The organism is Vreelandella aquamarina (genome assembly GCF_044805175.1).
GTDB lineage: Bacteria > Pseudomonadota > Gammaproteobacteria > Pseudomonadales > Halomonadaceae > Vreelandella > Vreelandella aquamarina_B.
Genome location: NZ_CP085232.1, coordinates 461,362 through 480,983 on the forward strand (window position 1 = coordinate 461,362; position 19,622 = coordinate 480,983).

General features: G+C 55.7%; 15 protein-coding genes and 1 other annotated feature. Of the genes, 5 read left to right on the top strand and 10 right to left on the bottom strand.

Annotation, left to right across the window (positions count from 1 at the left end; all coding sequences use genetic code 11):
- Positions 1–40: 40 nt before the first annotated feature.
- The gene (locus tag LG300_RS02200) at positions 41–655 is read right to left on the bottom strand and encodes a class I SAM-dependent methyltransferase (protein WP_404376785.1); all 615 of its coding nucleotides are present in this window, start codon (positions 653–655) and stop codon (positions 41–43) included.
- A 431-nt stretch (positions 656–1,086) separates the two neighbouring features.
- Here LG300_RS02200 and LG300_RS02205 point away from each other — a divergent pair, with 431 nt between their 5' ends.
- Together LG300_RS02205 and LG300_RS02210 are read left to right on the top strand one after the other, a co-directional pair.
- Entirely contained in the window at positions 1,087–2,841 is a 1,755-nt protein-coding gene (locus tag LG300_RS02205) for an HD domain-containing phosphohydrolase (protein WP_404376786.1), read from the top strand.
- Between the two features lie 63 nt (positions 2,842–2,904).
- Positions 2,905–4,130 (top strand): IS3 family transposase gene (locus LG300_RS02210; RefSeq protein ID WP_336275339.1). Its coding sequence is split into 2 segments (ribosomal slippage): positions 2,905–3,190 and positions 3,190–4,130, totalling 1,227 coding nucleotides; the frame shifts between segments, so codons are not numbered across the junction.
- Positions 3,183–3,299, top strand: a sequence feature (AL1L pseudoknot). (Overlaps the previous gene by 117 nt.)
- Before the next feature lie 73 nt (positions 4,131–4,203).
- Here the strand turns inward: LG300_RS02210 and LG300_RS02215 are convergent.
- The 3 genes from LG300_RS02215 to LG300_RS02225 form a co-directional block, all read right to left on the bottom strand.
- Positions 4,204–6,171 (bottom strand): GGDEF domain-containing protein, encoded by a 1,968-nt coding sequence (locus LG300_RS02215; protein WP_404377963.1) that lies wholly within the window; start codon positions 6,169–6,171, stop codon positions 4,204–4,206.
- An 81-nt stretch (positions 6,172–6,252) separates the two neighbouring features.
- Positions 6,253–8,289, bottom strand: coding sequence for a putative bifunctional diguanylate cyclase/phosphodiesterase (locus tag LG300_RS02220; protein ID WP_404377964.1), 2,037 nt, complete (start codon positions 8,287–8,289; stop codon positions 6,253–6,255).
- 186 nt (positions 8,290–8,475) lie between these two features.
- Positions 8,476–10,143, bottom strand: coding sequence for a methyl-accepting chemotaxis protein (locus LG300_RS02225; protein WP_404376787.1), 1,668 nt, complete (start codon positions 10,141–10,143; stop codon positions 8,476–8,478).
- Between the two features lie 534 nt (positions 10,144–10,677).
- On the opposite strand from LG300_RS02225, the gene LG300_RS02230 reads away from it, so the two are divergent.
- The 3 genes from LG300_RS02230 (at position 10,678) to LG300_RS02240 (ending at position 13,800) form a co-directional block, all read left to right on the top strand.
- Positions 10,678–11,205, top strand: coding sequence for a CIA30 family protein (locus LG300_RS02230; RefSeq protein WP_404376788.1), 528 nt, complete (start codon positions 10,678–10,680; stop codon positions 11,203–11,205).
- Between the two features lie 82 nt (positions 11,206–11,287).
- Positions 11,288–13,054, top strand: coding sequence for a bifunctional isocitrate dehydrogenase kinase/phosphatase (gene aceK / locus LG300_RS02235; RefSeq protein WP_404376789.1), 1,767 nt, complete (start codon positions 11,288–11,290; stop codon positions 13,052–13,054).
- 32 nt (positions 13,055–13,086) lie between these two features.
- On the top strand, positions 13,087–13,800 hold the full coding sequence (locus tag LG300_RS02240; RefSeq protein WP_404376790.1) for an SIR2 family NAD-dependent protein deacylase: 714 nt from the start codon (positions 13,087–13,089) through the stop codon (positions 13,798–13,800).
- 37 nt (positions 13,801–13,837) lie between these two features.
- On the opposite strand, the gene bioA is transcribed toward LG300_RS02240, so the two are convergent.
- The 6 genes from bioA to bioB are packed head-to-tail and all read right to left on the bottom strand — an operon-like array spanning position 13,838 to position 19,573.
- The gene (gene bioA / locus LG300_RS02245; RefSeq protein WP_404376791.1) at positions 13,838–15,124 is read right to left on the bottom strand and encodes an adenosylmethionine--8-amino-7-oxononanoate transaminase; all 1,287 of its coding nucleotides are present in this window, start codon (positions 15,122–15,124) and stop codon (positions 13,838–13,840) included.
- Positions 15,121–15,843 (bottom strand): dethiobiotin synthase, encoded by a 723-nt coding sequence (gene bioD / locus LG300_RS02250; RefSeq protein ID WP_404376792.1) that lies wholly within the window; start codon positions 15,841–15,843, stop codon positions 15,121–15,123. Before bioD ends, bioA begins: the two co-directional genes overlap by 4 nt.
- Complete coding sequence (gene bioC / locus LG300_RS02255; RefSeq protein ID WP_404376793.1) at positions 15,840–16,625, bottom strand: malonyl-ACP O-methyltransferase BioC; 786 nt, start codon at positions 16,623–16,625, stop codon at positions 15,840–15,842. Before bioC ends, bioD begins: the two co-directional genes overlap by 4 nt.
- Positions 16,622–17,344, bottom strand: coding sequence for an alpha/beta fold hydrolase (locus LG300_RS02260; protein ID WP_404376794.1), 723 nt, complete (start codon positions 17,342–17,344; stop codon positions 16,622–16,624). Before LG300_RS02260 ends, bioC begins: the two co-directional genes overlap by 4 nt.
- Positions 17,341–18,486 (bottom strand): 8-amino-7-oxononanoate synthase, encoded by a 1,146-nt coding sequence (gene bioF, locus LG300_RS02265; RefSeq protein WP_404376795.1) that lies wholly within the window; start codon positions 18,484–18,486, stop codon positions 17,341–17,343. The genes LG300_RS02260 and bioF overlap by 4 nt, the downstream gene beginning before the upstream one ends.
- The gene (gene bioB / locus LG300_RS02270) at positions 18,473–19,573 is read right to left on the bottom strand and encodes a biotin synthase BioB (protein ID WP_404376796.1); all 1,101 of its coding nucleotides are present in this window, start codon (positions 19,571–19,573) and stop codon (positions 18,473–18,475) included. The genes bioF and bioB overlap by 14 nt, the downstream gene beginning before the upstream one ends.
- Positions 19,574–19,622 lie beyond the last annotated feature (49 nt).

Genomic DNA, 19,622 nt, shown 5'->3' on the forward strand with positions numbered 1-19,622 from the left:
TGTGCATCAAGGTTGTATCGCTATTGGTGGTGCAGTGTGACTACTTAGCCGCAAGCAGGGCGCGAAACAGCCCGTTCATCAATACAGGCTCGTCACGCTGAATATGAAAACCCGCTTGTTGGAGTAGCGGCGTTGCTTGCCGGGTGATATCGGTGGCGATAAAAGAGGTAAGCATGTTAAGTGCTCGTCGGCCTGCTGTTGAGGGGGCTGAGTCCGGTTGGAACTTGTCCATGACACATAGCTGCCCGCCTGGTTTTAGCACGCGATAGGCTTCCGCTAGCCCCTTTTCTGGGTTGGGCATAACCGCCAAAATCAGGTGCATTATCACGACATCAAAATATTCGTCTTCATACTCTAGTGCAGAGGCATCCATCACACGGCAGGCTACATCGCGCTGGTAACGTTCGGCCCGGGCACTGGCCCGTTTGACCATGGCGGGTGTGAGATCGGTCAGGTGTACTTCCAATTCACGAGGTAGAAAGGGGAGATCCAAACCTGTGCCCGCGCCCACCAACAGCACCCGCATGCCTGGTTCCCAATCGACTTGCCCCAGTGCTAAGCGGCGGGGTTTGCGCAGCGCTCTGGAAACCACCATGTCATATAAGGGGGCGTAAGCGCTGTAGCGAAGTCGGTTCCAGGTGGTGGTGTTTAGCATAAGCCCTCACAGGTGCTGGTGCGGCATGTGGGTGGTGTATGGCCGCAGATTAATATCTATAGCATGGACCTTAGGGAAGCTCCACCGTAGCTCTGGGTGATAACCATGTCGGCCGCAAAGGCGCTGGCGTAATATATGAGAGGTGTGCAGGAGGGGGGAAGAGGGGCAGTTATTATTCTACTGCCAGTTATTTTATTCGTTGTTTTTTAGCTTTTTTGTTAACTATCATTATAAATAATTTTAATTAAGTATTGGCTTTGGGCTTGTTTTAGATAATAGCTATCTGCGCGATTTTAGATTTATAGCTTTTGTCGAAGTTTTATTAAAAATGTTGAGAGATAGCTAGTATTTTTAGCTGGCTAAGTATTAAACTGCGCAGGCAGCCACACTGCATCCTAAACTGAAAAAAATACTTAAAAAATGGTGTTTTTATGCCTGCTTCCTCTGCTCCCTTACACAACCCTTCTGCACAGGTTATACAGTCATTCCTAAAAAGCCAGCATACCCTTTGCATCTATGCGAAAGATATGCCTTATGCACTGCAAGCTGAAATAATGGAGCTTGATATCGAAACTGGCTTGCTAATACTTAAGGTGGAGTATTATGGACACAGTATTGATAACTATTTAAACAATGGTTTGATTAATTTTGATATTGAGGCTCTGCGACCGCTAGATGGCACGGTAAAAAACTCGGCATTAGCACGTGATATTCACAGTATTAGCAATGTGGCTGCTAAGGTGGTGAAAGTAGATAGTGGTGCTTACCGTTTAGAGTGCCAGTTGCCAAGTTCTGTATTTTTAATGGAGCAGCGCGGCGCTGTGCGTATACCTTTTATCTTGGGTATGCGTGCGAGAGTAAGTGTCGAGGTATTTGTAGGTGGGTTGGTTGTTGCCGGTAATTTGAGAAACCTTTCTGTTGGCGGCTGCTTAGTCGATGTTGCTATCGAAGATGCTGTGCCGCTAACAGTTGGGCAGCATGTGCCTGGGGTCACCATTGAGTTTCCTAGCGGTGCGAGTTTTTTTACAGAAGGTGTGGTGCGGCATATGCGGCCCTTTGGAAGTCATGGGTATGCTGCATTGGGGATAGAGTTTGCAAGTTTAGAACCGCATCAATCTGAAGAGCTTTATTACATTGTTAATGAAGTAGAAAGGGAGGCTGCCTTTCGATCGGGTGCCAACGACCGTTTAACAGGACACTCTCAACTATTTGTGCCAGGCGCAAGAGAGAAAAAAATGTTGCAGCGTGAAGAAATAGATCAAAAAAAGCGCCAGCGGCAATCGCCTATGCAGCGCGGTATTTTAGAGTTAGCGCATCAAATGCAGTATGCGTTGATGTATATTAAGAGCCGAAATCACTTTCCTGAACAGGTGATTTATGATTGCGCAGACTCTATTCTTTACTTAGTGAGGGAAAATCGCAAAGCGCTGCTGTATGCACTTACCTTTTTGCATAATGAACCAGAGTGGGTTAGGCATGCAGTGCGGGTTGCTGTTCAGATGGCAGATATTATGCTCATCCGTGATGCGCACTCTACCCAGGTAAGAGAAGTGGTTGTTGGTGCCTTGTTGCACACGATGGGTAAACCGTTACTAGTCAGTGAGGAGTTGCCCTCACTGAAGTCTAATATGACACCCCGGCAGAAGGTATTACTGAAACAACATGTAACCACTTTGTGGGATAAGCTAACCGAATTAAACTGGAAGCCTAGCCCCGTATGTCAAGATATATTGCTACACGCCAATGAGCGTTTAGATGGTACGGGGTATCCGTATGGCCTGAAAGGCTCAGAACTGTCTGAAAATGTGATTTTGATGTCCGTTATTAAGGCAGTGAACAAACTGACCTATGAGCGTAACGGCATAAAACCACGAACACCGCTCGATGCGTACCGCCTTGTGAGTGATAACGATCAATGCTACGACAAAGCCACGTTGGTTGAGTACATTCAATGCTACGGGCTTTACCCGATTGGTAGCTTAGCCAAATTTTCCGGTGGATTCTTGGCGTGGATTATTGATATCGACAGTAAGGGAATGCCAATTAAGGTAAATGTCGTGAAGAATCTGGCATTCCCGGATACCAATATTGATAGCGTACTGGAGGAAGGGGACTTTGCTCAAATAGGTAGGCTGGAAGAAGTGGTTGACCCCAATGACTATGGGGTGAAATTCCAAAAGCTCTGATGAGCCACCCAACTGAACCGTACCGGGATTCCCGGAGGCTCCAAACCTTGAGAGGATGGAGCCATGAGTAAATCAAATCGATATTCCCCTGAAGTTCGCCAGCGGGCGGTACGTATGGTCTTCGACCACGAGGCCGATTATTCCTCCCAGTGGGCAGCCCTCGGTGCCATCGCCCCAAAAATCGGCTGTACGCCTGAAACACTGCGCAGTTGGGTCCGACAGGCCGAGCGTGACACAGGGCGTCGGGAAGGCGCTACGACCTCCGAGCGTGAACGGATCAAAGCGCTAGAGCGTGAAAACCGAGAGTTGAAGCAAGCCAACGAGATCCTACGAAAGGCCTCTGCGTATTTTGCCCAGGCGGAGCTCGACCGCCGCGGGAAGTGATGATCAACTTTATCGAAGATTACCGAGCGTTATACGGGGTCGAGCCGATCTGCCGTGTCCTGCCGATCGCCCCGTCGACGTACTATGAGCATCGTGCCCGCGCACGCGAGCCCAACCGAGCGCCTCCCCGCAATAAACGTGAGCGCTGGCTGAGGGCCGAAATTCAGCGCGTCTGGGAAGAGAACTTCGGTGTCTACGGCATCCGCAAAGTCTGGCGTCAACTACACCGAGAAGGCACTCCGGTGGCTCGCTGCACCGTCGCTCGCCTGATGCGCCAAATGGGGCTGCGCGGTGTGATACGTGGTAAGCCGGTGCGTACGACTGTATCTGACCCTAACAAGGCCTGTCCGGCGGATTTGGTCAAGCGGCAGTTTCAGCCAGCTCAGCCGAACGCACTGTGGGTATCAGATTTTACCTACGTTGCCACATGGAAGGGCTTTGTTTATGTCGCCTTCGTCATTGATGCGTTTGCTCGCCGAATCATCGGCTGGCGAGTTTCCAGTACACCTCGAACCGATATGGTGTTGGATGCGCTTGAACAGGCGCTTCATGAGCGCCCTCAGCGACCTAAAGGTGATCTTATTCACCACAGCGACCGAGGCGTTCAATACGTCTCAATTCGCTACACGGAACGTTTAGCAGATGCCGGCATTGAGCCCTCTGTCGGAAGCGTGGGCGATTCGTACGACAACGCAATGGCTGAAACCGTGATAGGGCTTTTCAAGACCGAAGTGATTCGCCGACGCGGACCATGGCGGCAACTAGAAGCGGTTGAGTTTGCAACGTTGGAGTGGGTCGACTGGTTCAATCACCGGCGGTTACTGGAGCCGATTGGCCACATCCCACCAGCAGAGCGAGAAGCCATGTATTATGAGCAACAGAGTCAGGCAAATAAGGCTGCTTGACTCAAACTAACGGGTCTCCGAGAAAACCGGTACGGTTCAAACCGCCCTTTGTGAAAAAGGGCGGTTAATTTTTCTAGTTGATGGTGACGCGATTTCGTCCGGCCTCTTTTGCTTGATATAGCCCAATATCAGCACGCTTAATGGCTGGTTTGAGCGATGTTTCTATCTCATCTACTAAGGTGACACCGAGTGAAGTAGTGACTTTTATGGTTTGTTGAGTCCCTTCGCTCTCTATCGTGACCTCGGCATTCTCTATTGCTTTCCGTATACGCTCGGCCACTTGCTCTGCCTGGGGGAGTTCCGTGTTAGGTAGGAGGACGGCAAATTCTTCACCACCTACGCGGCATAGCAAATCTTCTTGGCGAAGTAGGCTGATAATGACCTGAGTGAAGTGCTTTAAGACATCGTCGCCTGCATCGTGCCCGTATTCATCGTTGATGTGTTTAAAGTGGTCAATATCAATTGCCAGGAGGGCAATAGGGTAGTGGTGACGCCGTGCCCTTGCCATTTCAATCGCTGCTTGGTTTTGTAAATAGCGACGGTTGTAGACACCCGTGAGTGGGTCGGTCATTGCTTGGGCGCGCAGCTTCTCTTCGAGCTGTTTGCGCTCGGTTAAGTCAAAAACAGTCGCGCGGGAGTGAACAAATCGCCCATTGCGCTGATAAGCAGAGGCCTGAATCATCACATGGCGTCGTTCGCCATGGTAGGTTAGCAGGCTGCACTCGGCGCTGGCTTCTTGACCTTGTTGCACCTTCGCAAACGCAGCGTCGAACGCTGGCTGTGTCTCTGGCGAAATAAAATTACGATAGTAAGCTTTACCAAGTACCTTTTTTTCTGGGTAGCCAAGCCATTTAAGCTCTGTCTTATTCATTTTGACAACGCGGCCTTTTTTATCCAGCGAATGGTATCCGCATGGTGCGTTTTCATATAGGTCGCTAACTTCGATCGCCTGACGCTGGGCTGCTCTACGCAGCTGGCTTTGCCGTTGGCTGCTAAATGCCCAAAATACGCCAAACGACATGGCTATGCCGTATGTAAGCAGCAAGAACCAGACGACGGTGGTTTCTTGCTTAATTAATGATTGCCAAGTAGGGCGAGGAAAGGCCACGCCTAGCACCCAAGGGTGAAAATCACTATGACTGAAGAGCTGTCCGGCTAAGCTGCGATAGCGTTGGGTGCGGATATCCTCAGTTTGAAAGTGTAAAAGGTGATTATCTAACGTGGCATAGCCTTTGTTACGTTGCTGTAGGGCTGCCCAGTAATCGGGCGCTAGGTTGGCATAGTTGCCACCAAACATTAAGTGATTTGAGGGGGTGGGGGAGGTGTTAAGTAGCCAGCGCCCTTGGGCATCCACGAGTAGCATGCTGGCTTGGCTATCTAGCAACATCGCCTGTTGCAGCACTTTGGTTAAATAGTCCCAGTTTAGACGAAGCAGCACTACACCGAGTCGATCGCCAGTAGCGCTGAAAACGGGTGTTGCAATATTAACGACAGGGATGACTTCGCCGCTAAAGGCCTCGTACTGTAAGTTCCGCCCCGGGGGCGAAATATAAATATCGCGAGGTAATAGCTTTGAGGCTTCTTGAAAATAGTCAGTACTGGCATGGTTACCAAAGATGGTAGGCCGGGTTTCAGCGCTTTGTGGGGCACGCAACATCTCACGGCCTAGGTTATCCATTAGCACAAAGGTGGAGTAGCGGGGGTAGTGGCTAATCAAGGTGTCTAAAAAGGTCGATAGCTGAGACAGCTCGCTAAGCGAGTAGAGCTGTTCAGAGCGCTGGTTAGCTAGCACGTTACTACTTTGTAACATGAGGTACTGCCGCAGAGCGGGCATCTCAGCAATAGCGAGAGCGTAGTTTAGGCTTTCGTTAATATCTCGCGTTAATGTCTCTTGGCCCACTTTTAGTACGGCATCCGCTTTTGCGCGCAAGCTACCTAGCTGCGTTTCCATGTGCACATTCAAAATAGGCAATAGCGTAGACGAGACCACGATCAGCGGTATGCTAATGGCTAGAAGCAGGCGAAAGTGAAGACGGCGCATGAGCACGAAAGTATTCCTGTCTTAAAGAGGCTACCCTGATGGGTAGCATTATTAATATTAGAAAAGGTAGTTAGCTCCTTGCTACGGCGGTGTGAGAACGTAAGGCAGCTGCTTAAGTGTTATAAACGGTATGGGTCTGGAAAATAAAAAGCCTTGCAGTAAGTCACACTGGCGCTGTTGAAGATCTTGCTGCTCTTCCTGGGTTTCAATGCCTTCTGCCACCACCGCCAAATTGAGGTGGTGGGCCATGGTGATGACGCCTTGCACAATCGCGGCATTTTTCGCGTTTTTCGCGATTTCTCGGATAAATAGACGATCCAGCTTTACCTTGCTGATAGGTAAGTCGCGTAGGTAGCTTAGGCTTGAAAAGCCGGTGCCAAAATCGTCCAAGGCGACGCTAATGCCGAGGTTGCGTACTTCATTCAGCAGGGCTACCGCTTGTGCGGTATTGGTCATCAAAGTGCCTTCGGTGACCTCTAGTTCCAGTAATGCCGGTGGAAGTCCACTTTGGTCGAGCGCGTCTTTGACTTCTTTCAGAAAACCGTTGCGCCTGAACTGCATAGGAGAGATATTCACGGCCACCGCCAAAGGAGTAGGCCGATTCAGGTTGAGCTTGGCAATGTCGCAGCAGGCTTTTTCTAACACCCAGCGGCCAATTTCAATAATCTGTCCCGTTTGCTCGGCAACAGGCATAAAGACACCCGGTGACACCAGGCCCTTGGTGGGGTGGTGCCAGCGTATTAGCGTTTCTACGCTCTGTATTGTGCCACTTTTAGCATCAACAATGGGTTGGTAATAGGTTTCAAACTGGTGGTGCTGAATGGCGTCCTGAAGTTCTCGGCGCAAGATAACGTGCTCGGCAACGTTATCAACGGTATCGCTGCAGTACCACTGCCACGTATTGCGGCCTTGGCGCTTGGCGTCTTCCATCGCTGCGCTTGCTTGGTGTAACAACTCGTGTGCTTGTACGAGAGCGCCTTTATTAGAGGCAATACCCACGCTCGCACTAATATGTAGGCTATGTTTTTGCAAGGTGAAAGGGTGAGCAATCGCTGTTATCAGCCGATTGGCAAGGGCGATCACGTCGTTTTCTGTTTCGTAGGGGGCTAGGAGTATGACAAATTCATCACTAGAGAGCCTAGCTACCATGGTACCCGCTGTGACGTTATCTAACAGCCGCTGAGCAACCTGCTTGAGTAGCTGATCGCCCATCCAGTGGCTTAATGCATCATTGACTGGCTTGAAATCATCCAAATCGAGATACAGTACCGCCAATTGTTGCTGTTGCTCTATGCAGTGTTGGCACGCTGTTTCCAAATGCGCCTGTAATGCCCCTAGGTTAGGCAAGCCAGTGAGCGTGTCGTGTGTTGCATGGTAAGCAATACGAGCCTCTTGCTCGCGCTGTTGGGTGATATCTTGCTGTATGCCAATAAAGTGCGTACAGAGGCCAGCGTTATCAAAAACAGGACTGATGGATAGCTGGTTCCAAAATGGTTGCCCGTCTTTGCGGTAGTTACGTATCAGCACCTGCACATCTTCTTGCTGTGCAATACCGCGGCGTATAGTGGCAATGGCGCTTGAACTGCTGCCGTCACCCTGGAGAAACCGGCAGTTTGTACCGAGTACCTCTTCTGCGCGGTAGCCGGTTATATCCGTAAATGCGCTATTAATGTAAACAAGGGGCAGGCTTGGCTGTGTGGCGTCAGCCATAACGACCCCATTAGGGCTTGCTTCAATACCCCGTTTGAGTAGGCGAAGCTCCTCTTCATCACGTTTGCGCTGCGAAATATCGTGGCAGATACCGTACAGACCGATAACGGTTTCATCAACCGTAATAGGGGTCAACGTCACGTCAAGCTGCAGGTGATGCCCATCAGCATGTAGCGCGGTTATTTGTTGTTGCACAGAGGTACCTGAAAGCGTTTGAAAAAACGCTCTCTGTGCTGCTATTTGCGCATCGGGGTGAACCCATTGAAGTATCTCGACGCCTAGGTGACTTGCATCTAAACCGGTTAGGCGTGAGAAGGCAGCGTTGCAATGTAGCAATTTTCCGCTGCAGTCTAGTTCGAAAATACCGTCTGGGTGATACGAAAAGAGCGCGTGAAAACGCGCTAGCATGTGCTCAACCTGCTGCTCACTCTTGATCTCGTGGGTGCCTATCGGGGGCTTGCCCAATAATGATGATTTCACGTTTGGTACCGCAGTGACGAATTGATAACAGAGCTAACGTTAGCGGGTGACAATCAGCACGTTAGCGTTAGCTCCTGAAGCCAAACCGTTGCTTAAGAGGGGGCGAGATGACGCTTAAAACTCCTCCCACTCCGGCTCTGCACTGCGCTTCACCGGTGCATGGCTAAGCGTTTGCTTTTGTGCGGGCAGTGAATGAGCCGCGGTAAAGGGTTTTGGGGCCGAGCGGGTGGTTGACTGCGATGCATTTAATTTAAACGTCGCGATGAGCTCTGCGAGACGGTTAGCTTCATCTTGCAAAGAAGCGGCTGCTGTACTGGTCTCTGAAACCAAAGAGACATTTTGCTGAGTAGCAGAGTCCATTTGCGTAATGGCTGTTGTGACCTGATTAATACCGCTCTCTTGTTCATTAACGGCAAGCGCGATCTCTTTCATTAGTTCGGTGACCTGCTGTACCGCGGTAACGGTACTCTCCATGCCCTCACCGCTGCGCTCTGACTGTCGTGCACCCTCTTTAATACGTGTCGCAATGTCATCAATGATGCTGCGAATTTCTCCCGACGATTCGGAGGTCTTCGTAGCAAGCTTGCGTACTTCTCCTGCGACAACCGCAAAACCGCGTCCGTGTTCGCCTGCACGGGCGGCTTCAACAGATGCATTCAGTGCCAGAATATTGGTTTGAAAAGCAATGCTTTCAATAACTTGGATAATATCCTGAACGCGCTGAGAGTGCTGTTCCATATCCTTCATGAGCGCAGTGGTTTGTTCTACTTCTTTACGCGCGTCGCTGGCTTTAGAAGAAGCCGTATGAGTTAACTCGCTGGCAGTACTGGCCGTTTGGTTATTGTGGCTAACCGTGGAAGACATCTCCTCCATGCTAGAGGCGGTTTCTTGCAGTGCACTGGCCTGCTCTTCGGTACGAGAGGCTAGGTCTTCGCTTCCGCTGGCGATTTCACGGGCGCTATGAGCCACCATTTGGCTTGTTTGGTTGAGTGTTACCATCATATCGGTCAGCTTAACCTGCATTGCCTGCATGGCTTGATACAGCTTGCCGATTTCGTTGCGGCCTTCATCATCAATACGGCTGGTAAGATCACCTTGTGAAATATTCTCGCAAATGGTGACCGCACGGCTAAGAGGCGACACTATGAAACGGCGCAATCCAATCTGTAGCCCTACAAAAAGCAACAGTGAGATCAGCAGCACGGTAGCGACTGTCCAAATAATGCGCTGGTTGGCGGTGCTAGCTCCACTCTGCATCTCATTTGACCGATTGGCTGCAAAGTGGGCGAATTCACGAGCAGCGTCGGTAAGGGAGCCTGCTTCTGCATCAAGGCGCTGCTCTTGCACAGCAATTTGTGTGGGGTCGCCCTCAGCCATCGCTTGCTGCAGTGCTGGCGTTACCAACTCTTCAAAGCGGGTAATGACTTCTATGTAGTACGGGTAGCGCTCCTGCCCTTCGGTGACATCGTAGGCGTTTAGCTCTTCAAAGCGCTCTATAGTCCGCTCTAAGCTACGCTGGGCTTGCACCAGGGCAATATCTGTATCGGGGTTATTTTCGCTGCTGTAGTCAACAAATTTGGCCATGCGCAGCCGCAATTCCATGAGGTTTACTTCCATGCGGTTTGCTGCGGCCACCTGCTCGGCGCTCAGTTCAGCTAGCTCATTAATATCACTTAAGCTGTTTCGTGCGGATGAAATGGCGAGAGTCCCAATGGCTAACACCATCACAATCAGCAGCACCATGGCGGCAGTTAGGCTATGCTGGATGCGAATGTTTTTCATGTATTCCCCTCGTTAGCAAAGATATAAGGTTACTAGGGCAGTAACTCAGCAGGTGATGGAGGCAACCTGCTAAAGCGGAGGCTGGTCATGCTATTTTTATAATTTGTTGAAGTACGCCGGTCATCACGCACAGTAAGAGGGCAATGATTAATAATAATTTGTTTCATTGCTTATAATTTAGAATTGTAGCGCTACTGCCGACTAATGTCTTGCCATCATCATCCTTTTTTATGACATCAATCAGAAAAAACAATTTGATTTGTTGGTATATACCATAAAAGTTTTCTTTTTGTGTTTTACGTTTTTGTTACGTGTTTTTTAATTTCAAAATTTTGTTTTGCGTGATGAACTGTTTCAAGAAGTGCATTTTTAATGCTGGCTAATATTGTCGTTTAACAAAAGCTATTATATTTATTTGGCTTATATAGTATTTGTTAAGGGAAGATCGCTAAACTGCTGTTTAGTCGTCACTATTAACTATCTCTGATTTAGTGATCGGAGGATGTCAAGGACTGGTGAAGGTAGGGAGCTTTGATGACGCTTAATTTTACCGATACAAGCATGGTCGATGCAGAGCAGTCGCGTTGGTACGCCGTAGATGATGGCGTGATGGGCGGCGTATCTCGCAGTGGCTTTCGTGTGGAGAAGGGGTTGGGCTGCTTTTGCGGTGAGGTCTCCCTAGAAAACGGCGGCGGCTTTGCCTCGGTACGCCGTGAACCTGACGGCTTTGAGCAGACCCTAGCACACGGCCAAGGGATTGCGCTTCGCGTGCGCGGCGATGGTCGCACCTATCAGCTAAGGCTCAAAAACAGCGCGCTGGACGAGGCCAGTGCCTACCGCGTGGTCTTCACGCCTAAGGCCCACCAGTGGGAAACGCTGCATGTTACTTGGGCACAGTTCGAGGCGGTGCGCCGAGGCACGCTGCTTTCCAGCGCGCCGCCCCTCGACCCACGCACCGTTCACCAGCTCGGTTTTTTGATTGCCGACCGCACTGCCGGGCCGTTTCGCCTAGAGGTGGCCTTCATTGCGCCCTACGAGCAGGACTTGCACTCACAGGGCTAATACTCACAGGACTAAGGTCGTCTCGTATGTAGTGTGCCGTTCACAGAATCTTAGAGTCACCTTATCGACGTGAGCCAGCGTGATGAAACACTCCCCCGCATACCGCTTAGCGGCCACCGTGCTGCACGGTTTTGATGAGTACCGTGCGCGCTTTAAACAGATCACCTCGGATGCCAGCCGCCGTTTTCGCGACGCCGCCTGGCGTGAAGCGCAGCAGGCCTCCGCCGCGCGGATCAACCTGTACGGTGAAAAAGTCGAGGAGACGCTCGACCGCTTGCAGCGCACCTTTGCCCAGGACGTGCTGGCCCACTGCGAAACATGGCGGGAAGCGCGGGGGCACTACGCCCAGTTGATTAGCCAGCGGCTGGATTACGAGCTGGCGGAAACCTTCTTTAATTCGCTGTTCTGCTCAGTCTTTCAGCATCGCCATATCCGCAACGACTGGATGTTTGTCTACAGTTCCCGGGAAGATGCGGCCCACCGTTCGGGCATTGAGCTGTGCCGCAGGCATTACGTCAATGGCGACTGGGCGGGGGCACTCGCTTGGGCGCTGAGCGAAGCACCGTTTGAGTCCCCCTTTGCCAACTTGGAACGCGATAGCCAGCTCGGCGCTGGCTTGCTGGAAACTCAGCTTCCCGCCGCGATTTGGCAGGCGGAGGATGCCCAGGTGGAGCTACTCAACAGCGTTTTTTACCGTAACAAAGGGGCGTATCTGGTCGGGCGTATTTTAGGCGGTGGCGAGCAGGTGCCGCTGGTGCTGCCAGTTCTGCATGGCGAAGGGTACGGCGAGCAGCAGGGCGGCGACCCCTGCCTGCATTTGGATACGGTGCTCACCGAAACCGATGAAGTGTCGATCATCTTCTCGTTCACCCGCGCCTATTTTCAGGTAGACGTGCCGGTGCCGGGGGAGTTCGTCTCCTACCTAAAACAGCTGATGCCCCACAAGCCTGAGGGCGAGCTGTACGCCGCCATTGGCTTTTTCAAACACGGCAAAACCGAATTTTTCCGCGCTCTGAACCAGCAGGTGGCTAAACGCGAAGAGCGGTTCATCATCGCGCCGGGGGTGCGGGGTATGGTGATGGCGGTATTCGTACTGCCCAGCTTTCGCACCGTGTTCAAGATTATTAAGGATAAGTTCGACCCCGCCAAAGAGGTCACCCACGAGATCGTGCGGGAAAAGTACCGGCTGGTAAAACGCCACGACCGGGTGGGGCGAATGGCCGATACCCAGGAGTTTTCTAACTTTATCGTCCGCCAGGATCACTTCGAGCCAGAGTGTTTGGCCCACCTGCTGGAGGTGGCTCCCTCCACGGTGTCGCTGAAAGAGGACAAAGTGATCATCAAGCACTGCTACACCGAGCGGATGATGACGCCGCTGAATATCTACCTGGAGCAGTGCAGCGCCGATGAGCGGGTAATGGTGCTAAAAGATTACGGCAACGCCATCAAGCAGATGGCGGCGGCGAATATTTTCCCTGGCGATATGCTGCTGAAGAACTTTGGGGTCACCCGCCACGGGCGAGTGATTTTCTACGACTACGACGAGGTGAGCTATCTCACCGAGTGCCGCTTCCGCCATATTCCCAAATCCCACGGGTATGACAGCTACATGGATGGCGGGGCCAGCCTTTCCATTGGCCCCAACGATATTTTCCCTGAAGAGTTTGGCCCGTTTATGTTTGCCAACCCGGAACTTCGCGCGCTGTTCACAGAGCAGCACCCGGAGCTGTTCGACCCGGACTACTGGCTGGCGCTGCAGCGGGCGATTCTGGATGGGCGGGTGATTGACGTGTACCCGTATCGCAACAAGCAGCGGTTCGCGGGCACCGTGGGGCAGCTGGTACATTAGGCGTTTACTGGACGACGTAAGCCGAGGACAGCATGACTTCAGCCCCGCACTTGGTGGTATTTACCGGATCGGGAATCAGCGCGGAGAGCGGTATCCAAACCTTCCGCGCCAGCGATGGCCTCTGGGAGGAGCACCCGGTGGAAGAGGTCGCCACGCCGCAAGGGTGGCGGCAAGACCCGGAGCGGGTGCTGGCGTTCTATAACCAGCGCCGGGAGCAGATTCGCCGAGCGAAGCCCAACGGCGCCCATAAAGCGCTGGCGGCGCTGGAGCAGGATGGCTTTCAGGTCAGCGTGATTACCCAGAATATTGATGACCTGCACGAACGGGCAGGCTCGCGCCACGTGCTGCACCTGCACGGCGAGATTTTGAAGGCACGCTCATCGGTGGATGCACGGCTACGTTACCCGCTGTTAAAGGGCGGAATTGCCTTGGGCGATGTGTGCGATAAGGGCAGCCAGCTGCGCCCGGACGTGGTGTGGTTTGGCGAGGCGGTGCCGCTGTTCGAAGAGGCCTGCGAGCTGGTCAGCCAGGCGGATTTCCTGCTCGTCGTCGGCACCTCGCTGGCGGTAATGCCCGCCGCATCGCTGCTCACCTATATCGATGACGACACCCCCTGCGCGCTGGTAGACCCCGACGCCGATGAGCTCAGCCCACCCGGCGTGCTGGCGATCAATACCACGGCGGGGGAAGGCGTGCCAGCGCTGGTTAACCAGTGGCGTAAGCAGGGGAATTTGATACTGCCTTGAGCGGCAGGATCACTCTCTACGTCCTCACCTGACCTGTTCATGACGTTGGATGATGCTGCTCTAAAAACCACGCTTTCATCACCCCGGTAATCTGGGTGAGCTCGGCGTCCGTCGCGATATAGGCGGGCATGGTGTAAAGCCAGCGGCCAATGGGGCGTAGCCACACGCCCCGCGCTCGGGCAAATGCGGTAACGCCTTTCAGCGCTTCGCTGCTGTGGGCTTCGATCACCGCCGTTGCGCCTAATACGCGCACGTCCGCTACGGCAGGGTGCGCCCTTAGCGCCGCGTCCTCCAGCAGCTCGCGCCGTAGCGTTTGGCTGAGCGCGGCAATCTTCTCCAGGTAATGCTCCTCCTCGAACACCTTCAGGCTCTCCAGCGCCACGCGGCAGGCTAGCGGGTTGCCCATAAAGGTGGGGCCATGCATAAAGGCGTGGTGCTCGCTGTCGCCAATGAACGCCCTGTGAACCCGGTCGGTAGCCAGCGTGGCCGCATGGCCCAAGTAGCCGCCGGTCAGCCCTTTGGAGAGCACCATAATGTCTGGCGTGACGCCCGCGTGGTCGGCGGCAAACAGCTTGCCGGTGCGGCCAAAGCCGGTGGCGACTTCATCGAAAATCAGCAGCACGCCAAACTCATCGCACAGCGCTCGCGCGCCGCGCAGGTAGTCCGGCGAGGTCATGTTCAGCCCGCCCGCCGCTTGCAGCAGCGGCTCCATCAGTAGCGCGGCAATCTCATGGTGGTGGCGCGCTAGCACCTCCCGCAGCCCGGCGAGGTTCCGCTCCACCTGCTCAGGCGTCGCGTCGAAGGGGGCCGTGGGGGCTGGGGCAAAGTGGTGCTGAGGCAGCAGGCTGGCGAACAGACTGTGCATACCCTCTTCGGGGTCGCACACCGCCATGCAGCCGGTGGTGTCGCCGTGGTACGCCTTCATTAACGAGAGCATTTTGCGCTTGCCGGGGTGGCCGCTCAGCACCTGATACTGCAGCGCCATCTTCATGGCCACTTCCATGCCCACCGACCCGCTATCGGAGTAGAACACATGGTTCAGCCCCGGCGGGGTGGTGCGTACCAGCGTCCTTGCCAGCTGGTCGGCGGGGTTGTGGGTCAGGCCGCCCAGCATCACATGGCAAAGCTCTCCGGCCTGCTCGCGAATGGCGGCGACAAGGCGCGGATGGCCGTAGCCGTGAATCATGCACCACCAAGAGCAGGTGGCATCCAGCAGGCGCTCGCCGCTTTCCAGCGTAAAGTAGCTGCCGCTGCCGCCGACCACCTTGGGCGCAGGCGTTTGGGTTTTGAGATGGGCGTAGGGGTGCCAAACGGGGGAGTTCATGGCGTCGTCTCCTGGGTGGCGATGGGGAGCAGCGCGTCAAGGGAGGGGTAGCGCTGCGCGGTGGTCGCATCCGCCGTAGCCAAATGAGGAATGATGCCCAAGCAAGGGGCGGGAAGGGCGCGTTTCAGCAGCGCCACATTGGCCGAAAAGCGCGGGCTGTCGTCGGCAAAGGCGGGGTCCACCACGCTGCCTACCCAGCCCGCCAGCGTTAAGCCATCGGCGGCGATGGCCTCGGCGGTGAGCCGGGCATGGTTAAGGCAACCCAGCTTCAGCCCAACCACCAGAATCACCGGCAGCCCGAGCGTGCGGGGCAGGTCGGAAAAGTCCTCCTCCTCGTTCAGCGGCACCAGCCAGCCGCCTGCGCCTTCGATCAGCGTCAGATCCCGTGGCGTGTCGATTAATGTGTCGCTGAGCGCCTGAGTAACCCTTGCCACGTTAAGCACTGCACCTGCTTCCAGGGCGGCGAGATGCGGCGCAATGGCGGGAGCGAAAGCCCAGGGGTTGACCGTTGAGTACTCCACCGGCGGGAAACTCTGCGCCTGTAGCGCTAGGGCGTCGTGATTGCGCAGGCCGCTGGGCGTGGCTTCGCTGCCAGAGGCGATGGGCTTTAACCCTAGCGTGGTGAGCTGGCGCTGGCGGGCGGCGCACAGCAGCGCGCTGGTGGCTAGGGTTTTGCCCGCGTCGGTGTCGGTACCGGTGACGAAATAAGTGTTATTCATGTCGCGCTTTCCAGTTGTAGCGTCAGGCAGTGGTAGCTCACTGGCAGCCCCTGTGGCGTGCGCAGCGATTCATAGCGGGCCTGGGCGGTGGCAAGCGCTTGGCGGGTCAGCCGAGCGTTGGGTCTGGCCACTTGGGCACCCACGCCTTTGATAGAGGCCATGACGGCGTTCAGGTCGGGGTAGAAAAAACGCCGCTGCTCGCAAGCGTGCTGGGTGAGGCTCAGGCTGCTTTGCTGAATCGCCTGCTGTACGGCGCTGGCATCCGGCGTTTGCAGCAAGGCCTCGGGCCGCTGCCAGGCGGTGGCGACTTCGTTCAGCGTGCCGGGCAGCAGCGTGGTGATTCGCGCCTGCCCGCCAGGGGCGAGCACCCGCGCCAACTCCCGCAGCACCGCGCCGATATCCGGGCACCACTGAATCGCCAGGTTAGAGAACACAAGATCCACGCTTGCGTCGTTCAGCGGCAGCGCGGCGGCATCTCCCTGTTGCCAGCGTATGGCATCGCCATACTGCGCCTGGGCGTGGGCGAGCATACCGGGCGCTAGGTCTAGCCCGGTGATGGTGGCGTTTGGGTAGTGGGTCGCCAGCCGCTGGGTCCAGTAGCCGGTGCCGCAGCCAAGGTCGAGCACCTGTTGAGCGCTCTCCGGTAGCGTTTGCCAGAGTGTTTCGCCAATGTCGCGCTGGGCGCTAGCGAGGGCATCATAGCGAGGTGCCGCCCGGGAAAAAGCCCGAGCAACACGCTCCTGCCAGCGGGGCAGTGGCAGCGAGGTGGCCGGTGTGTTCATCGCGGCTCCTGGTGCGCGCGCGTGGCCTGCTCGGCCAGCCGTGCCGCTAGCTGGGCGGGCTGGGAGAGCATGGGGCAGTGCCCTGCGGCTTCCAGCCGAAGCGCTTGCTGGCGCGTGCTGCTTGATAGCAGCGGGTCGTGGGCGCCTGCCAGTAGGCGGATAGGGCAGGGAGGATTGGCAAGCATTGCCTGGTTATCCAGCGTCTCAAGCCACATGAGCCCTTGCGCGAGCGTGTCGGTATCGGCGTGGGGAGTCTTACCTAACTGTGCTCGTAGCTGGCGATGGACCTCGCGGGCATTGGGTTCGCCCTGGGCCTGCCAGCGCAGAAAGTGCCGCCACGTAGCAACGGGGTCACGGCGGAAGGCGAACTGAAAGCTGGCAAGCTCGTCACTCGTCACACCGCCATCATCCTCCGCGTCACTACAAAAGCGGCTGCCTGCGCCCAGCAGCAGCAAGGCTTTGGGTGGCGGCAGGTGATCAAGAAGCGCTGTGGCCAGCAACCCACCCAGCGACCAGCCCACCCAAACGGCATTGCTGGGTAACTCAGGTGCCATACGCTCGGCGAGCGCTTCAATGTGTGTGGGGGTAGGTAGCGCCGGAGATTCGCCGTAGCCGGGCCACTCCACTGCGCTGGGTTCGACAGTGCTGGGCCAATGCTCCGCCAGCGGTTGCCATATACGGCGGTCGACGCCCCAGCCCGAGAGTAGGATGAGCTTCATCGCTGCTCCTCGTTCAGGCAGGCAGCGGCCACCTCCAGTAGCCGATCGATATCCCGTTGAGTATGGCGGGCGCTTAACGTGATACGCAGCCGCGACTCGCCGTTGGGCACCGTGGGTGGCCGAATCGCCCCTACCTGGATAGCGTGCACATCGAACGTGGCCGCCCAGGCCAGGGTGCGCTGCTCGCTTCCCAGCAGCAGCGGTTGAATCGGCGTGTGGGAGTGGCCGAGGGGTAGCCCCAAGGCGATGGCCTGCTGGCGGAAGTAATCAATATGGCGAGCGAGCCGCTGGCGATGCTCCGGCTCCCGCTGCACGATGGTGAGCGCTTCTAGCGTGGCGGCGGCAATACTGGGCGGTTGGGCGGTGGTGTACACATAGCTGCGGGAAAACTGAATAAGGTGCTCAATCAGCGCGGCGTCCCCCGCCACAAACGCCCCGGCGGTGCCCAGCGCTTTGCCCAAGGTGCCGACCAAGATCGGCACGGCCTGGCTATTAAAACCCGCCACGCATCCCGCGCCGTTTTCTCCGAGCACGCCGAACCCGTGGGCATCGTCGATCATCAGCCAGGCGCCGTGCTGCTGGCTGATGTGGGCAAGTTCTCCGACGTCAGCGATATCGCCATCCATGCTGAACACGCCGTCGCTCACCACTAGCTTGTGAGTGGCCGTGCTGCGCGCAAGCAAACGCTGTAAGTCGTGACCATCGCGGTGGTGGTAGCGCCGGGAGCGGGCACCGCTCAGCGCGCCACCATCAAGCAGTGAGGCGTGGTTAAGACGGTCCTGGAAAATCGCGGTGTGGGGATCCGCTAGCGCCTGCAGTACGCCCAGGTTCGCCATATAGCCCGTGGAGAACAGCAGCGCCCGCTCCCGTCCGGTCCACTCGGCCAGCGTCTCTTCCAGGGCATCGTGAATGCCCAGGTGCCCGCTGACTAAGTGCGACGCGCCGGCCCCTGCGCCAAAGCGTTGTGCTCCTTCCGCCTGGGCCGCCTGTACGCGTGAGTCCTGGGCAAGGCCCAGATAGTCGTTGCCTGCAAAGTCGAGTGCCGTATGGGTAGAGACTCGGCGGTTGCGCCAGCGCTGCTGGCGCTCGCGCTCATCGCGGGCTGCCGCTAAGCGCTGGTGCCACACCTCAGACACTGGCATCCACCGCCAGCATCGCGGCGAGTTCAGCCTGGGCATGGCGCTGGGTTTGCTGAGCCAGCCGCTCGGCGCGCTGTGCGTCATCCTCGCAGGTGTCGCGGCGCTCGGGGTGCAGGCCCAGCTTGGCAAACAGTGCGCGGTCGCGCTCTGCCTGAGGGTTGCCGGTGGTCAGCAGCTTGTCGCCGTAGAAGATGGAGTTGGCACCGGCCAGGAAGGCGAGCGCTTGGGTGGATTCGCTCATCTGCTCGCGGCCTGCGGAGAGGCGCACATGGCTCTGGGGCATCATGATGCGCGCCACGGCAATGGCGCGGATGAACTCCAGTGGGTCTAAATCATCGACGTTCTCCAGCGGCGTACCCGGCACTTTGACCAGCATGTTGATAGGCACGGACTCAGGGTGCGGGGAGAGCTTGGCGAGCTGTTGCAGCAGCGCACTGCGATCCTGTGCGCCTTCACCCATGCCTAAAATACCGCCCGAGCACACTTTCATACCGGCATCGCGCACGGTGGTCAGGGTTTCCAGGCGGTCACTGTAGGTGCGGGTGGTGATGATTTCGCCGTAGTAGTCCGGGGAGGTATCGAGGTTGTGGTTGTAGTAGTCCAAGCCAGCAGCGGCCAGCCGTGTGGCCTGCTCGCCGTCGACCATACCCAGCGTCATGCAGGTCTCAAGCCCCAGCGCTTTCACCTGGCGTACCATCTCTTCCACCACCACTAAATCTTTATCCCGTGGGCTGCGCCACGCGGCTCCCATGCAAAAGCGGCTGGCGCCTGCTTCTTTGGCTGCTTTAGCTTGGGCGACCACTTTTTCAATTTCCAGCAGCTTCTCTTTTTCCAACTGGGTGTTGTAATGGCCCGACTGGGGGCAGTACTTGCAGTCTTCCGGGCAGGCCCCGGTTTTAATCGACAGCAGGGTAGAGACCTGCACCGCATTGGCATCGAAGTGCGCCCGATGCACCTGCTGGGCTTGAAACAGTAGGTCATTAAAGGGCAACGCAAACAGCGCGTTGATCTCGTCAAGCGTCCAGTCGTGGCGCGGCGCGGCATCCGCCGCGTAAGAAGCAGTTGAAGTAGTGGTCGAGGTAGCGGTCACGGGTAAACCTATATTTTTTTGAAAGTTGACAGGACTCTAGCGGGGCTGT